This window comes from Chryseobacterium sp. TQ-BC-N36 (assembly GCF_058382295.1).
Genome location: NZ_CM178175.1, coordinates 2,046,728 through 2,062,158 on the forward strand (window position 1 = coordinate 2,046,728; position 15,431 = coordinate 2,062,158).

The following is a 15,431-nucleotide window of genomic DNA, read 5'->3' on the forward strand; positions in this document are numbered from 1 at the left end:
AGCGAAATAGCAAGAGGAAGAAACTATTGGGTAAAAATGATAAGCAAATTTGCAAAAAAAGAACCGACACCTGGGCGCCGATTCTTTCCTCATATAGTTTGTGTATTTTTAAGGCCGCTCATTATGAAACAGCTACTTCTGCCCGCTTCACTTTTAAGCTTTTCAAGATAAAATAAGATAACATTCCAAGCGCCAAAAGAGCGTAACCTGTCAATATCATCAGGTTGAGGCTTCCCACTGAAAATTCTGACGGAAAGATCTGCCCCATCAAAGTCATGAAAGACAGCCCTATCCCGGCACCCAAAAAGTAACTGGTAGAGCTCAAACTTGATGCCAGACCATAATTGGAAGGTTCAACATCCTGAATTCCCATTACTGAAAGTGCAGTAAAGCAGAACGTCATTCCTACTCCCGAAATACATGCCGCTCCCAATAAAACCAAAGTTAGCGGATGTCCTGTGTAAACAGAGATCAGTAATAATAAACCTCCAATCAACATAAACAGCCATCCTAAAACGCCCATTTGAGAGGAAATCAGACGTTTTGAGACATGAGGCAGAATGAACTTGGCAGTCAGGGCAGATATAATACTGAACGGAACAAGCATTAACCCTGCTGCTGCAGCACTGTATCCCATGTCTTTCTGAAGCATCAGTGAAATCAGGAATAAGAACCCGATAAAAAATGCGCCCAGCATAAAGAATGCAGCATTGGAAACGACTAAAGACCTATGTTTAAACAATTTCAGATCAACCAATGGCTCTGTAACAGATCTCAACCGGTAATAAACCATGACAATAAGCAGCAATGCCAGAACCAAAGAACCTGTTATCAGGTAAGGCTGTTCTTTAATATGAACCAGTTCATGAGTTCCGTATGTTAAACTTAAAAGTCCCATCACCATCAATATTCCGGATACCACATCTGTTTTCTTAGCGGTTTCACTTTTTTCATCTGATGGAAGATAGTAGTACGAAAGTACCAATGTGATTAAGAGAATCGGAACATTGATCAGGAAAACCCAATGCCAGCTAAGGTAAGTACTGATAATTCCTCCTACCGAAAGGCCGCTGCCGGAACCGATAGCAGCAAATGAACTGAAAATTCCGATCGCACGGTTTCTCTCCTGCTCCTCCCTGAAGGTATTCGTTACGATAGATAATGCTGAAGGCATCACCAAAGCAGCTCCCAACCCCTGTAAAGCACGGAATATTGCCAGTATTTCAAAGTTTTGAGATACTCCTGCCCCCAATGAAGTGAGCATAAAGATCAAAGCTCCGAGTAAAAACATCTTTTTTCTTCCGATCTGATCAGAAAGCTTACCTCCAATAATCAGAAATCCTCCAAAAAACAGTACATAAAGGGTCTGCAGCCATTGAACCGTTTCTGCTCCGATCTGAAACTGCTGCTGAATAGAAGGAATTGTTAAATTAATAATGGCGATATCCAAAGCCTCCACAAATGTTCCTACCGATGCTAAAATTAATATTAAGTTTTTCCTTGTATCCATATTTCAAATTTCCTGCAAAATTAAAATTAACAGAACGTATATAAAAATTTAATCATAAATTTGGAACGAAATCATTTATTACAAAAAATTAAAAGAACAAATTACCTAATACAGCTAACAACCCCCTATAAAAACAGAACAAAATGGCAACTGAAAATTATATTCCCGATGAAAAAGATCTGTCGATCCTCCGTCTGCTTCAGAAAGACGCTAAAATGAGTGTACGGGACATTTCAGCAAGAATCAACCTGAGCCCTACACCCACTCACGAGCGTATCAAACGTATGGAAAAACAGGGCATCATTAAAGAATATACCACCGTTGTAGACCGCAAGAAAGTCAATAAAGGAATGATGGTCATCTGTATGATTGCCCTGAATGTTCACAATAAAAAAACGGCAGGAAAATTTATTGAAGAAGTCGGCAGACTGAAAGAAGTGGTAGAGTTTTACAACATCAGTGGAGATTTTGATTTTATGCTCAAAATCCTGGCTCCGAATATGGATGAATTTCATGAGTTTTTTGTGAATAAATTATCCGAAATCGAAGGAATTGGCCAGACCAAAAGTATTTTTGTGATGAACAGCATCAAGGAAAGTGTTCAGATTGTTTAAGTCAAAAGAAAAGCAGCTGTATATTAATTCACAGCTGCTTTTGTTATTAAAATATGATATTTTCTTGTTATTTCCAGTAATTCCAGACTGATCCGTCAAATACGGCAAGCGTTTTACTGGCTGTATCATAACACATCATTCCTGGATAAGGATTTTTTACAATGAGATGCGGCGTTGCTATTTTTGGCAGCACCATTGCTTTATTCCGGGATTCCAATACCAATACTCCATCAGCGCTACTTTCATCACTGCCTATAATAACCCCCTTCCCGGATTCTGCTGAATTGTTGACAGCAACCGCGCCTGAGCTCCCTGTATCTGACAAGGATTTCCAGGTATTATTCTCATATACTTTTACCTTTTTATCTGTAACATCAAAGATAAATGTTCCATTAGCAATGCTCCCTGTGGGAAAACCTGATGTTGCAGGAAGAATCAAACCTCTTGTATTTCCGGACCCATTATCAAAATCCAGGACAGTACTGATCCCATCCACCGATTGCTTACCAATTGCAACCTGTGCAAAAAATGAATTAAAGGCAACCAAAGCAACTGCCATACTTATGTTTTTTATATTTTTCATATTGTTATCATTGGGGTTAATCATTACAGCTTTTTTGTATACATTTCCATTCTGTTCCGTTATAAAGCTTTACACATTTGTCCTGAATGTCATACAGAAGCATTCCTTCTTTCGGCTCTGCGATCGCATCTCCGGACTGTGGCACCTGACTTACATGCTGAACCCTGGTAATAACAAATCCTTTGTTTTTTGATTCCATGGCTAAAAATCCGTTAGGGATATTTTCAGGCCACGCACCGCTTTTCTGCTGCACAGTAATTCCGAATCTGGTGTATCCGTCAGGTGTACCGGAAGCTCCAGGCTTAGTACAGAATCCGTCGATATCATCAATAATAATTGGAGCATTCCCACAGCTGGCTTTATCTTCTGATAATCCTTCGGGCCAAAGAGCAGGACACATGGCCTTCGTGGCATTTGGTCCACAGAAGCTTGAGTTCCCCATTCCTAACCCTATAACAGATCCCATCGCAATAGTTACAATCTGGGCATCATCACTGATTATGGAAGCCCCTCCCCCTCCACTTACATCTGCTTTTGCGATACAGTACGCTTTACCGGTAGGAATACCCATGTATTCAACAGAGGGATATGTAGTAGACTGCTGGGTAAATGTTCCACAAATTTCCACTACACTGTTTGTTCCCATCTCGATCACTGAAGTCGTTCCGGGATAGAAGCCTCCAAAGGTTGGATCTTCCTGAATTACTGATCCAACAAGAGAGAGGAAAGATTTCGTTCCTAATTTAATCTTTGAATTTTTCTGAGATCCGAAAGTACCTACTTTCACGGTTCCTGTAGACTGAACACTTGCCCCGTCACCAATTTCCAATGTTCCATCCACCTGAATACTGTTGGATTGAAGCTGTCCAGACTGTATCATAAGAGTCGTCCCATTCGGAATACTGATATTTGTACTTACACTAAGGTTTCCACTAAGACAATAGGTATTTCCACCTGTCATTGACTGTCCCGTATAAGGAATACACTGAGCATAGGCAAAAGCACTGAAAGCAAACATTAATAAAAAAATAAATTTCTTATTAATATTTAAGAAAAATAATCTATCCATATACATTTATAATATTTTAACGAATTATTACCGTTTAAATAAAAAATATTTAAATTTTCAACATCATTGGCGCATTAAGAAACAATTAACATACCAAACAGGTGTTTAATTTTTCTATCCTTACAGAATACTTCATCAGAATTTATATTCTTACCCATCATTCAAAACAAACATAAATCATTGAAAAACAAAACACTGAACCACTCTAAAAACATCAAAATATATTCTATTATTTAATTTTTAAATGTTGTTTTTTCCACCTGATGAGGTTATAGTTTAACTCAAAATCGTAATAATTTTACAGGTCTTTTCTGTTTTATCCCGAATAAAACAATAGATAATGTGAATAAAAGACCTCAGCAAAAATTCATATTAAAAATCGTAAATTTGCATTATGAATAACGATACGATATGTGCACTGGCTACGGCCAATGGAATAGGTGCTTTAGGCATCATCAGAGTTTCAGGAAATGAAGCTTTATCTGTAGTTCAGAAAAGTTTTCCGGCTAAAAATCTGGAAAAACAGAAATCCCATACCATTCATTACGGTTATTTTATGGACGAGGCAGAAGCTATTGATGAAGTAATGCTTTCCATTTTCCTGGCCCCAAAAAGTTTCACCACTGAAAACTCTGTGGAGATTGCTTTTCACGGCTCGCCGCATATCGGAAAACGTATTCTTGAAACCCTTATAAAAAACGGCGCGAGAATGGCCAAAGCCGGAGAGTTTACACTCCGCGCCTTTATCAATGGTAGAATTGATCTTTCCCAAGCAGAAGCTATTGCTGATGTCATTGCATCTGAAAATGAAGCTTCCAGAAAAGTGGCCATTAATCAGTTGAAAGGAGGAATTACCAATGAGATTTCCCTGTTAAGAACCGATCTTTTAAATTTTGTATCCCTAATCGAACTGGAGCTGGATTTTGCTGAAGAAGATGTTGAATTTGCAGACAGAAGCGCCTTAAGCGGATTACTCGATAAAATTGAATTAAAATTAAATTCCCTGATCGAAAGTTTCCAATACGGAAATGCCATTAAGAACGGAACAGCCGTTGCCATCATCGGAAAACCCAACGCAGGAAAGTCTACCCTGCTAAATTCCCTTCTGAAAGAAGAAAGAGCCATTGTGAGTAATATTGCGGGAACCACGAGAGATACCATTGAGGAAGTCCTCCATATTAAAGGACATGCTTTCCGATTAATTGACACTGCCGGGCTCCGTGAAACAGTAGATGAAATTGAAGCTATCGGTGTTAAAAAGGCAAAGGAAAAGGTTGAAAATGCCAACATTCTTGTCTATCTGGCTGATGCTGCCACCGAAGATTTTTCTGAGGATATTGAAATGATCCAGTCTCTACTGAGAGAAGACCTGAAACTGATTATCTGTGCTACAAAAATTGATGAAGTCACTCCTACAAAATACGAAACAGTAGAAGACATTTTCAGAAACGCCATTGCTCACGAGTTTGATTTCATAAAGATTTCTGCCGTTGAAAATCAAAATATTCAGGATCTGAAAAATGAGCTTTCATCGTATGTTGAACATTTAAAATCCGAAGAAAACAATGTTGTGATCACCAACCAGCGTCATTTCGAAGCATTAAAAAAATCTCTGGATGCCGTTCATAAGGTGAAAGAAGCCATTTCTTTCCGAATCTCTACTGAGTTGCTTGCTTATGAGCTCAGAAACGCACTGGAACATCTTGGAGAAATTTCTGGTGAAGTCACCAATGATGAGGTACTGGGGAATATTTTTTCTAAGTTTTGTATCGGAAAGTAGATGTTTTTAAGATTATATAATTGAGTTTTTTATAAAAAATCAGAGCAAGCTGTTAGCTTGCTTTTTTTGTTTTTATATTTTATGAAATAATGGGTGACGAACGTAACGCTTGTGCCAGCGAGGGGGCGAGAATATACGATTTTGATCATTGGTAAGAGTTTAATATAAGTATTTTCAAAATTTATTTACGCCCTCTTTTACTTAAGGCAATAAAAGCATTAGGTTTTAAAAATATAAAAGCGGTAAAGTGCCAAGGTACTAAAGAATAAAGGTATACAAACACCTGGTCAATCTTTAGACATATAGTTAAAGAATAGGCTATTTCGATTGTTTTAATGTCAAAATTGCGTTGTGCTATTTGAATCGTAGTTTTACTACAATTTTTGAAATAAAATCAAAAAAGTTCAGTTTTGGCATTGTTTTTATCTACATTTAGTGATATAAAACACACAAATCATAATGAAAAAAAATAGATCTAATGCCGAGAAAATTTCGGATAATCATATTGCAGGCATTAACCGTGTGGTGAAGCTTGACATTGTGATTGATGGAAAACCTATTAGCCACTTTAAGCACTTCCGTTTACAACAAAGCGCCAAAACACATCATTACTTTGAACTTACTCTAGCACACGATTCATTAGGTAAAACACAAAGCCATAATTTAGAGCAGACAAAACAGTTTTTGGGAAAAAGATTAACAGTTATTTTCAAGTATAAAGACCCTGAAAACGAAAGTCCAGAACGCACATTTGTAGGAGTTATTATGAAGGTAGCATTTAGTCAGGAAAAGATGCGTCTGGGAAATATTGTATTGAAAGGAAATAGTCCTACCATTCTGATGGATTCTGCTCCGCATACTCAAAGTTTTGGAGGCAGCCAACCAGTCAATACTTCCATTATTGCTGATAGAGTGATCAAAGAAGCATTTAGTAACAATGATTTTGATATTAGAATAGATACGCAAAACAATAGTTATATCAACTACAGTTCACAATATTGCGAAACCCATTATAATTACCTTGCCAGAATTGCAGAAGCTTATGGGGAACAATTCTATTATGATGGAGAAACGTTACACTTCGGAAAGTTACCACCTCATGAAAAGTCTATAAAGCTTATTGATGGCAGTAATATCAATGGGATACAGATAGAGTTAAATGCGATACATATAAAGCCTGAATATTTTGGATACAATAGCAGTAATCACGCAAAGATGATTGGTGTTGATAATCAGATCAAGCATCTTGGTGAACTATCATCTGAAACTTATGAACTTAACAACAATATATTTAAAACCCGCTCATTGACTCCTGCTCCTGTAAATCCTAATATGTTTCTAGATATAGATGATTCACAGAAAAGTGCAAGAGGAAGTAAAGCGGTAGATGTTTTTAAAGTTTCAGGAAAAACAACTGTACCATTTCTATATACAGGCTGTGTAGCAGATCTAGCCATGAGAAAACCAGATAGCAACCAAACTTCACACTTCACTAGATTGATGATCACTGAAGTAAATCATGAGGTGGATGCAAGAGGATATTATACTGGAGATTTTGAAGCTATTGCCGAAGGAACTGGTTTTATACCTAAACCTGATTTTCTAATACCAAAAGCTGAACCACAAATTGCAACTGTAATCTCCAACGTTGATCCTTTAAACCAAGGAAGAATACAGGTAAGATTTGATTGGCAGTTGAATGATACCACCCATTTTATCAGAATGATGAGCCCTGATGCGGGCGGAACAGATGCAATAAGCCAAAACAGAGGATTTGTCGCAGTCCCTGAAATCGGAGATCAGGTAATGGTTGGTTTTGAATATCACAATCCAGATTTCCCTTTTGCAATGGGTGGAATGTTTCATGGTAAAATTGGTTTAGGCGGAGGGGCTGATAATCATCTTAAATCCATACAAACACGTAGCGGAAATAAAATTCTTTTTAATGATAATGAAGGACAGGGAAGTATACGAACAGAGGATGGAAGTACCAACTTTATTTATTTAGATGGTGAAGGGAATATCAGAATAAATGCTCCTAACAATATTATACTTGAGGCTGGAAATAATTTGGATATGAATATTGGAAACAATATGACATTCAATGTTGTGAATAATGCAATGCTCAACATTTTTCAAAAAATGATGGTTAACTCTCCGACTTTATTGCAAAATATAACAGAATTTTTCCATACACAAGCAGGTAAAGCTGTATTTAATTCTGAAAATGAGATCAAAATTGAAGCAAAGGAAACCAATGTAGCTGGAACCCAAAAACTGTTTATGCATTCTGATCAAAATACAATTGTAAACAGTAAGGGAATTGTAGATATGCATGGTAAACAGGGAAATAATCAAACTAACAAACCTCAAAACTATAAATATGCTCCTGTTTATGTGGATGAAAGATGTCTCGTAAGTTTTAGACCAAAAGATGATTGGGGTGGCAAAGGATATGGTTTTGACTGGATAAGAGTTGGTGATACGAAAATCCCAGGAGATGTTTACTATGGAAATAGAATAGGAAAATATCGAGATAGTAATGGAGCATTACGACAAGTATATGATAATGATCCTAATCTTCCTCCTGTAAGTTTTTTTGTTAGTGATAAAACTGAGTTTGTTAAATTAATGTCATTATTCAATCCTCATGTCTATACTGTAAAAAATAAAAAAGGTAAAAAAATAAAGATAAACTATTGTGTTCCTTGGTTAAGCTTATATCCTAAAATAATAATCAAAAATATTAAACAGAGTAATGGAAAAGTTATACCTAAAGAACTTGCAACCACATATAAAAATACTTTAGCTACATTAAGAGTAATAGTTGATATAAAAAAGAAACCTGAAAAATTAACATTAGAATATGAAAATAAGTTTTTCAACATAACCCATGCACCTTTTCCTTTAACTATAGGAAAACATGAATTAGAAATGAACATTACTTGTCTGAAAGAATTTGCAACAGACCAGCCTATTAAGGTTATCGCAACTTATAAAGACTCTCAAGGTAAAGAAGAGCTATCTTTGGCAGGTAAATTAAAAGTTGCGAAAAATAAAAATAGATATAAAGCCAAAATTGTTTTTATTGAAGTATGGACAAATATTGGCAATGGTATAAAAAAAGCGCAACCAGTAGGTCGAAGTATTGAGCTTACACAATACATGAACCAAGCATTAATAAATCCACATTTTGAAAATAAATTAACATTAAAATTCCATGAAGATGTTGATTCAATAACGAAACAAAAACATAATCGCAAAACTAATTTTAATAATACGCTTTTCATTGTTGGCTCAAATGCAAAAAAGAGAATTGAAAACGGATGGTCTGATAACATTTACAATTTTTTAAATAATGAGCTTTATAAAAAATATGATAAAACAAAGAATTATAGGGATTATTATAAAATTTATTTTATAAATGAATCAGCTGGTGGTTTATATGGTATTGGACGAAGTGTAGATAAAGATTTGAGAACAATTATAGTTTACGCAAAGGGATTCAATGACAGCACTGTGGCTCATGAAACTTTACATTCTTTAGGTTTGTATCATAGCTTTGATAATGATGGAGAATTTACTCTTGAACAAAATATTACTGATAATATAATGGACTATTCTGATATGGCAACTCCTCCTGTCCCTGTTATTAGCATTTATCATTGGCAATGGACAAAAGCACAAAAAAGATGTGAAAAAGAATAATTTGCCTGATTTTTTAAAGAGTAATAATATTATAAAAAAAATAAAATGAAAAACTTAATTTATATAACCTTTATATTCTTATTTCTTTCTTGCGAAGGACAAAATAAAAAACAAAGTACCGCAGATAAACCAAATATACCGACCTCTATAAAACATTCAGCTATGCATACACAAAACAATTATAAAAATCTTATTAATGATAAAGTAGAATATTTTGACATAAAATATTTTGATAATCATAAAGATGAGGCAGAAAATTTAATTTACACAGACAACTTCGGTTCAGAAATAAAAATATTTGGAGATAAAGAAAGTGGCTACTTTAATGACACGACTCCTAAAAATTCTTTATTTACAATTCATAAAGAATATAATCACAAGGGAGTTATTCATCAAAAATGGGTAAATTTCAAAAATGGTATTGGAGCTATCGGTATCAAATATGAGTTTGACGATTCAGGAAAACTTATCAAACAAACAGACACAGACAAAGATTTTAAAATAACACCTGACGATATTATCAATTATTGCAACAAAAATAATATTGATTTGCATAATGAATATACTTCAATAAGCCGAGGAGTTGATGACATAACTAAAAAAAGTACTTGGGAAATAGAATATAGAGGAAAATATGACGGTAAATATGGTTCAAGTATAATAATTGAGCTTGAAGGTAATACCGGTGAGATTCAAAAGGTAACTTGCATCAATGGCAAACATAATGATTCTGTTGAAATTCTATATGAAAAAAAATAAACTTTATGCCACAAAAAATTACTGATACCGCCCAATTATCCTGTAACCAAGGAACAACACCAAGTATTCTAAGTGTTACCAGCCAGAACTTCTCTACGGCTGAAGGAAAATATATTGCTACAGAACAGGATGAGCAGGCGAATGTAAATATAAAACCTTTTGGACAATGTAAATTAAAACCTACTTCAGCTGGATATTTACCATGTATGCCAGCACCAACGGCTTGGCAGAAAACAACAGAAAAAGATACCATCAATAGCTATAAAATCCTTACAGAAGATTCATTTTGTATGTGTAGTATAGGAGGTAAAATAAGTATAAAAAACAAAGGGCATAAAGAAGACCATGAGGCGCGGTGAATAATTTGGTTTCACTGATGACATAATTTAAAAAGCATCTACTCCACTCATAAACCTATGTTTTTTAAATAAAAAAATTAACATTGTGAATCATTTGAATTTGTCTCCAGTTTTGTCCCAATTCTAAAGTAAAAAATTCAAGATTTTATAGGTTAACTCACTGCACTTAACAGACACTATCACTTTATAAATAATCAATTACTATTTTATTTCAACAGAATTTTTCAGAATTTTCACCAGTTTTTCAAATAATCGATTAAGAACATATCATTAGTTTAGTTTGGATAGTTGGCCTATTTCTTCACTTTGAATAATTTATTACGCCCATTAAAAGGTTAATTTACTATACTTAATAAATTGATTAACAATTTTCAAAAAGCTGATTTTTAAAGTTCTCTCAACATTCTATATCATCCACTTTGAGAGAATTTGAGTGAGGAAAACAAATAAATTAGCCTGAGTCCAAAATATATAATAGTAAAAATTCATTTCTAAAAAATGAAGTCACTGAGAAAGTAAACCACAGCTCTACATAGATTGCTTGATAATACAAATGACTTTAGACAATTAGGTTTTCAAATTTAACACATATATAAAATCTATCGATAATTACCTGATTTACAATAAGTAAAAATTACATTTACAACATATTATTCACTAGTCATTGAATACAAATCGCCAAGATAGTGCATAGTGCAATAACATTTGTGATATTCAACTTTCGAATCATATTTTAATCACATTGTTTTATTAGACATTCAGATTATTAAATACTTTTTATTAACCATAAAATCATTAAAACATGAGTTATCCATTAACACCTGTTGGTGTAAAACAAAAGCAGGCTGAATTGTTTCAGCTTTCAGACAACGAATTGCAACAGGTTGCCATCGAAATGGCAACTGATTTAAAATCTTGGGTTTTAGCCAATTTTGTAGTAACCCAATCCCAGCAGGAATATTATGAAGGTATGGAAGAGGGTTTTAGGCTGGTGCTTGGCTGGCAGACTGCAACTTCTATTCTATGCAGAGATTATGTTGAATTTGGAGATGTACCCGTTAATGCTACTACTGAACAAAAAAAGGCAAGATCCACTACAGGGGAAGTCACTGGTAACGTATCGTATTCTCCTGGCACTGGTTGGCAAGGAAATATTGGTTTTACTGTAAAATTCGCTCTTTAAAAAGGTGACAATATACTTGAATGTACCAAAATTTATTTTTTAAATAATAGAATTTTATAGATTGGCAGATCAAATATTTTAAGTTAATTAACGTCCTATTTTATACGACTAAACATTTGGTACATTTAAGTATATCATTATCAAAATAATTTAGGTACTATTTTGAAAGTGAATTATTTATATTAATTATGACTGTTTTGTTTTCATAATAATACTTAATTAATCTATATTAACCTGTCAGATTAAGTGCTAGCAGACCAACACAAATTTTGTAGCGAAGCATGAAAATGTATCATCTAGCTTATTTATAATGTGTAGATTCTAGCATACTTTAGAGGAAAAAAACTATACATTTACGATTTAGGAATGCAAGATAAATTTCGTTTTTATAGACAATCAAGTAGTCAAATCAAGTCCATAAATCCTTAAATGAACTTAACCTTTGACTATGTAAAGAAGTTTTAAGCTGTTAACTGTTTGAAAAAGGGAAAGTTTTCAGAATTTATTTCTTATTATAAATAAATCCTGTCTCCAAAAAAGAGACAGGATAACCGAAAAGACTAAAAAATATTTTTAAATGAAAAAAAACTTTTCCAAAAGTATACAGCATCATACCAATCACTTTGTCTTTCCGGTACATTTTGAAGATAATAATACTGATTACTAGTTCTTTAATAAAAATCCTAGACCTAATTTATCAGAATACTTTTTGGAGATATCGATTTTATTATATTCCGGATATTCAATTTTCTTCACAATAATTTATTTTATCCTAGTCATTTATGTCTTTAGAATCTACGAATGAAATTGGCTAATATTCTTAAACTGCAGTCAACATTGAGTGAGGGAAAACAGCTAACTACTTTCAAGTAAAATGAATACTTTTCGTAGCTTTTCTAAAGCTAAAAAGAATTAATTTTTAGTAAGAGCTTGTTATATACCAATAATTTCCTTTCGAATGAAATGTTAAACATTTATTAGTATTTGGATTGACTATTGTGCTTGGAGTTGGTCCATGTAATGGCAAGTATATTTGTGACCCGGAGGAAGAAGATATTAACTTCCCTCCAGAATTTGCTGTACACAAAACCAGAATTCTATTAATATTTTTGCCACCTGGCGGAGGTAAAGTTATATTTCCTTTAAGAATGATAGTATAATCATCATCAAGTACAGAACCACTTCCTTCTCTGATCTTGGCATATATGCCACTTCCTGAATAGGTTGTGGAATCCAGGCCAGAACTAAATCGCACCCAGATACTACCATCAAAGTAATAATAACCTTCTTCTTTAACGTTTTTAGTTTGCCCTGTGGAATTATTAGCTGCTGAGGTAACATATACAATTGCCCCTTTCTGACTTGAAGTATAGTTTTTTTCAGAAAGCTGATTTCCTGTAATTCTTGGAGCAATAATACCATCATAAAAAGCGGGATTTTCGGGCTTACCTACGACATCTAAGCTTGCATTAGGATTAGTAGTATTTATCCCTACCTGACTAAAAAAACTAGCTGATAAACAAAAACTTACCATAAAAGTAACCTTTTTCATAAGTACATATAATTTTAATTATAAATTGAATTTAAAATGTAATCTCTAAAACATATCTGGACTTAATACTTTAAAAGCCCCTGTCTGGTTATTGTACTCCACCTTTACAAAAGTTATCTGTCTGACAGGTCATTACTAAGCTTTCGCAAATACAAATGGATTCGTTTTGCATCGCAAAATTGAAAAAAACATCTTTCCTCTAAAAAAAATATACTATCCACAAATACTCATTTATACCTGCTTTAAACCATATTACCAATAAAACAATTGACGGAGTTTTAAAAAAAAATTGAAATAACTTATTACCCGTCATAAAAACTCTTATTTACACTAAAATGCCAGTAGCTCGCAACATAAGAGTATCTTAGTACTATGAATTCACATGTTGTCAAAAGCTTGTAGGATTAATGTTTAATATCTGATAGTCATTTTGGATGTTTAAATGATGTCTGTACATTATTAAAACAAGGGTTTAGATTGCCTAAACCCTTATTTTTTTAGTATAAGCTTGTACAGAATACAGTATAGATTTATTTTTTAATAATTTATATATAATTTTGCACCTACAATTCAGCAGTTCCATGCTATAAACACAAATAATTTATACAATAAATTAGATTATGAAATTTTTTTGCTTAATGTTTTCATTCATGATATTAATCGTGAATGCTAAAGATCCATCCCAACGTCAAATTGATAGCCTCATCAATGTAGCAAACAATAAAAATGCATATTCAAATTTAGGAGATAAAGAAATGCTAAGGTTAATCACTGAAGCTTATTATCTTTCAAAGGACCGGGGCTATGATGGAGGCCGTTTAGCATCATTAATTAAGTTTCTGGAAATATATTATAACACAAACAATATCAATGGTATATATGAAAAATCTAATGAAACAATTAGACTGGCTACAGAGTTGGATAATAATTATATTCTAAGCAGAGCGCTCAGATATAGAGCATGGATGTATATTAAAATAGGCAAATATAATCTAGCAAAAAATGAATTAAAAAAAGCTGCAGAAATTGCTTCAAATATTATTGACAATGATCAAAAATACAAATCTTTAATGAACATTAGTTCTACTATGGCCTCTTATTACGAAGCTTATAGATCAGATACTGATTCAATGCTATCGCACGCAAAAAAAGCATATCAATACGCTTTCCATATCAAAAGTTCGAATCCAGATAAAAAAGGATACCTCTCAGCAACAGCCACTGTAATAGGTCATATTTTATTATATAAAGGAAATGTAAAAGATGCTAAAAAATATATTCTTAATGCTGAAAAAAATCTTATTAATAGTCCAGATAAAGCGACTCTGGTAAAAATATACAAAGCATTAGGAATAATTTCAATGAAGGAAAATCAACATGAACTGGCCATAGATTATTTTAATAAGTCTATTTTTCTTGCAAAAAAATATAATCAGAATGACGAGTTAAAAAATATCTATCCAATGCTATCAGAAGCTTATGAGGCATTAAAGGATTATCAAAAAGCTCTTAATCAACATAATAATTACAAGAAAATCAATGACAGCTTGAATTTTGAAACAAAAAAAGTAATAAATAAAATAAAAAATCTTGAGAATAAAGATTACCAAAGCTTTGATTTCTTTGACTACAGTATACTTGGAGTATGTTTATTGCTTATTATTCTTATGATTATACCTAAGCAAGATATAGTAGAAACGCCCAGATCAGAAATAACGCTAACGACTGAGAAAGAAAATCATAAACAAAATATTTTATCATATGCCACCATAGAACAGTTGAATCAACTTACAGATCTTGCTACAAAAAATGAACAGGCATTTTATACAAAATTCCAAGAAATATATCCCCACTTTATAATAAATATAACTGAAAAATTTCCAAAACTATCCACAGCTGACATTAGATTATGTGCATATTTAAAAATGAATTTTGACACCAAACAAATTGCTGTTTTTACTAATTCTACCATACGATCTGTGGACGCAAAGAAATATCGCCTTAGAAAGAAAATAAATCTTAACCCAGAAGAAGAATTATACACTTATTTATCAAAATTCTAATTTTCTAATTAAGGCTAGTCATTGATTGTAATTTTTGGATTTTATCATTAGTGTGATGTAGTAGTAATTCTTTCTTTTAAAATTATTTATATTTTGTGATAATTATTAATAGTTGAAAAAAGGTAAACCTTATTTCCCACGATTTAGATAAAACTTTTATTATTAAGGATTTTACGTTTTGTATCGGGAAATAACCTTTGTTTTATTTTATTAAAATATTCCTTACCTCTATTCACCCTTGCTTGTTTTTC

General features: G+C 33.1%; 11 protein-coding genes. 7 read left to right on the forward strand and 4 right to left on the reverse strand.

Going from position 1 to position 15,431, the window contains the following annotated elements:
- Window positions 1-121 precede the first annotated feature (121 nt).
- Window positions 122-1,510 carry an MFS transporter gene (locus AC3FI7_RS09160; RefSeq protein ID WP_291895849.1) on the reverse strand — a complete coding sequence of 463 codons (1,389 nt, stop codon included), beginning with the start codon at window positions 1,508-1,510 and terminating at the stop codon, window positions 122-124.
- 143 nt (window positions 1,511-1,653) lie between these two features.
- Between AC3FI7_RS09160 and AC3FI7_RS09165 the strand changes: the two genes are divergently transcribed.
- Window positions 1,654-2,124, forward strand: a complete 471-nt coding sequence (locus AC3FI7_RS09165) for an Lrp/AsnC family transcriptional regulator (protein ID WP_343659101.1) — start codon at window positions 1,654-1,656, stop codon at window positions 2,122-2,124.
- Window positions 2,125-2,191: 67 nt separating this feature from the next.
- Here the strand turns inward: AC3FI7_RS09165 and AC3FI7_RS09170 are convergent, their stop codons facing one another.
- Both AC3FI7_RS09170 and AC3FI7_RS09175 read right to left on the reverse strand, forming a co-directional pair.
- A complete protein-coding gene (locus tag AC3FI7_RS09170) occupies window positions 2,192-2,707 on the reverse strand; it encodes a phage tail-like protein (RefSeq protein WP_491461892.1) in 516 nt (171 codons plus the stop codon).
- A gap of 16 nt (window positions 2,708-2,723) precedes the next feature.
- Entirely contained in the window at window positions 2,724-3,776 is a 1,053-nt protein-coding gene (locus AC3FI7_RS09175; RefSeq protein ID WP_491461893.1) for a phage tail-like protein, read from the reverse strand.
- Between the two features lie 394 nt (window positions 3,777-4,170).
- On the opposite strand from AC3FI7_RS09175, the gene mnmE reads away from it, so the two are divergent.
- The 5 genes from mnmE (at window position 4,171) to AC3FI7_RS09200 (ending at window position 11,565) form a co-directional block, all read left to right on the forward strand.
- Window positions 4,171-5,556: a tRNA uridine-5-carboxymethylaminomethyl(34) synthesis GTPase MnmE gene (gene mnmE, locus AC3FI7_RS09180; protein WP_491461894.1), complete on the forward strand. Its 1,386-nt coding sequence runs from the start codon at window positions 4,171-4,173 to the stop codon at window positions 5,554-5,556.
- 459 nt (window positions 5,557-6,015) lie between these two features.
- Window positions 6,016-9,264, forward strand: a complete 3,249-nt coding sequence (locus AC3FI7_RS09185; protein WP_491461895.1) for a type VI secretion system Vgr family protein — start codon at window positions 6,016-6,018, stop codon at window positions 9,262-9,264.
- A 45-nt stretch (window positions 9,265-9,309) separates the two neighbouring features.
- On the forward strand, window positions 9,310-10,023 hold the full coding sequence (locus tag AC3FI7_RS09190; protein WP_142723357.1) for a hypothetical protein: 714 nt from the start codon (window positions 9,310-9,312) through the stop codon (window positions 10,021-10,023).
- A 5-nt stretch (window positions 10,024-10,028) separates the two neighbouring features.
- Window positions 10,029-10,382, forward strand: a complete 354-nt coding sequence (locus tag AC3FI7_RS09195) for a DUF4280 domain-containing protein (protein WP_491461896.1) — start codon at window positions 10,029-10,031, stop codon at window positions 10,380-10,382.
- Between the two features lie 802 nt (window positions 10,383-11,184).
- Window positions 11,185-11,565, forward strand: coding sequence for a hypothetical protein (locus AC3FI7_RS09200; RefSeq protein WP_491461897.1), 381 nt, complete (start codon window positions 11,185-11,187; stop codon window positions 11,563-11,565).
- 919 nt (window positions 11,566-12,484) lie between these two features.
- On the opposite strand, the gene AC3FI7_RS09205 is transcribed toward AC3FI7_RS09200, so the two are convergent.
- On the reverse strand, window positions 12,485-13,117 hold the full coding sequence (locus AC3FI7_RS09205) for a phage tail-like protein (RefSeq protein ID WP_142723354.1): 633 nt from the start codon (window positions 13,115-13,117) through the stop codon (window positions 12,485-12,487).
- 662 nt (window positions 13,118-13,779) lie between these two features.
- Between AC3FI7_RS09205 and AC3FI7_RS09210 the strand changes: the two genes are divergently transcribed.
- Window positions 13,780-15,180 carry a tetratricopeptide repeat protein gene (locus AC3FI7_RS09210; protein ID WP_491461898.1) on the forward strand — a complete coding sequence of 467 codons (1,401 nt, stop codon included), beginning with the start codon at window positions 13,780-13,782 and terminating at the stop codon, window positions 15,178-15,180.
- Window positions 15,181-15,431 lie beyond the last annotated feature (251 nt).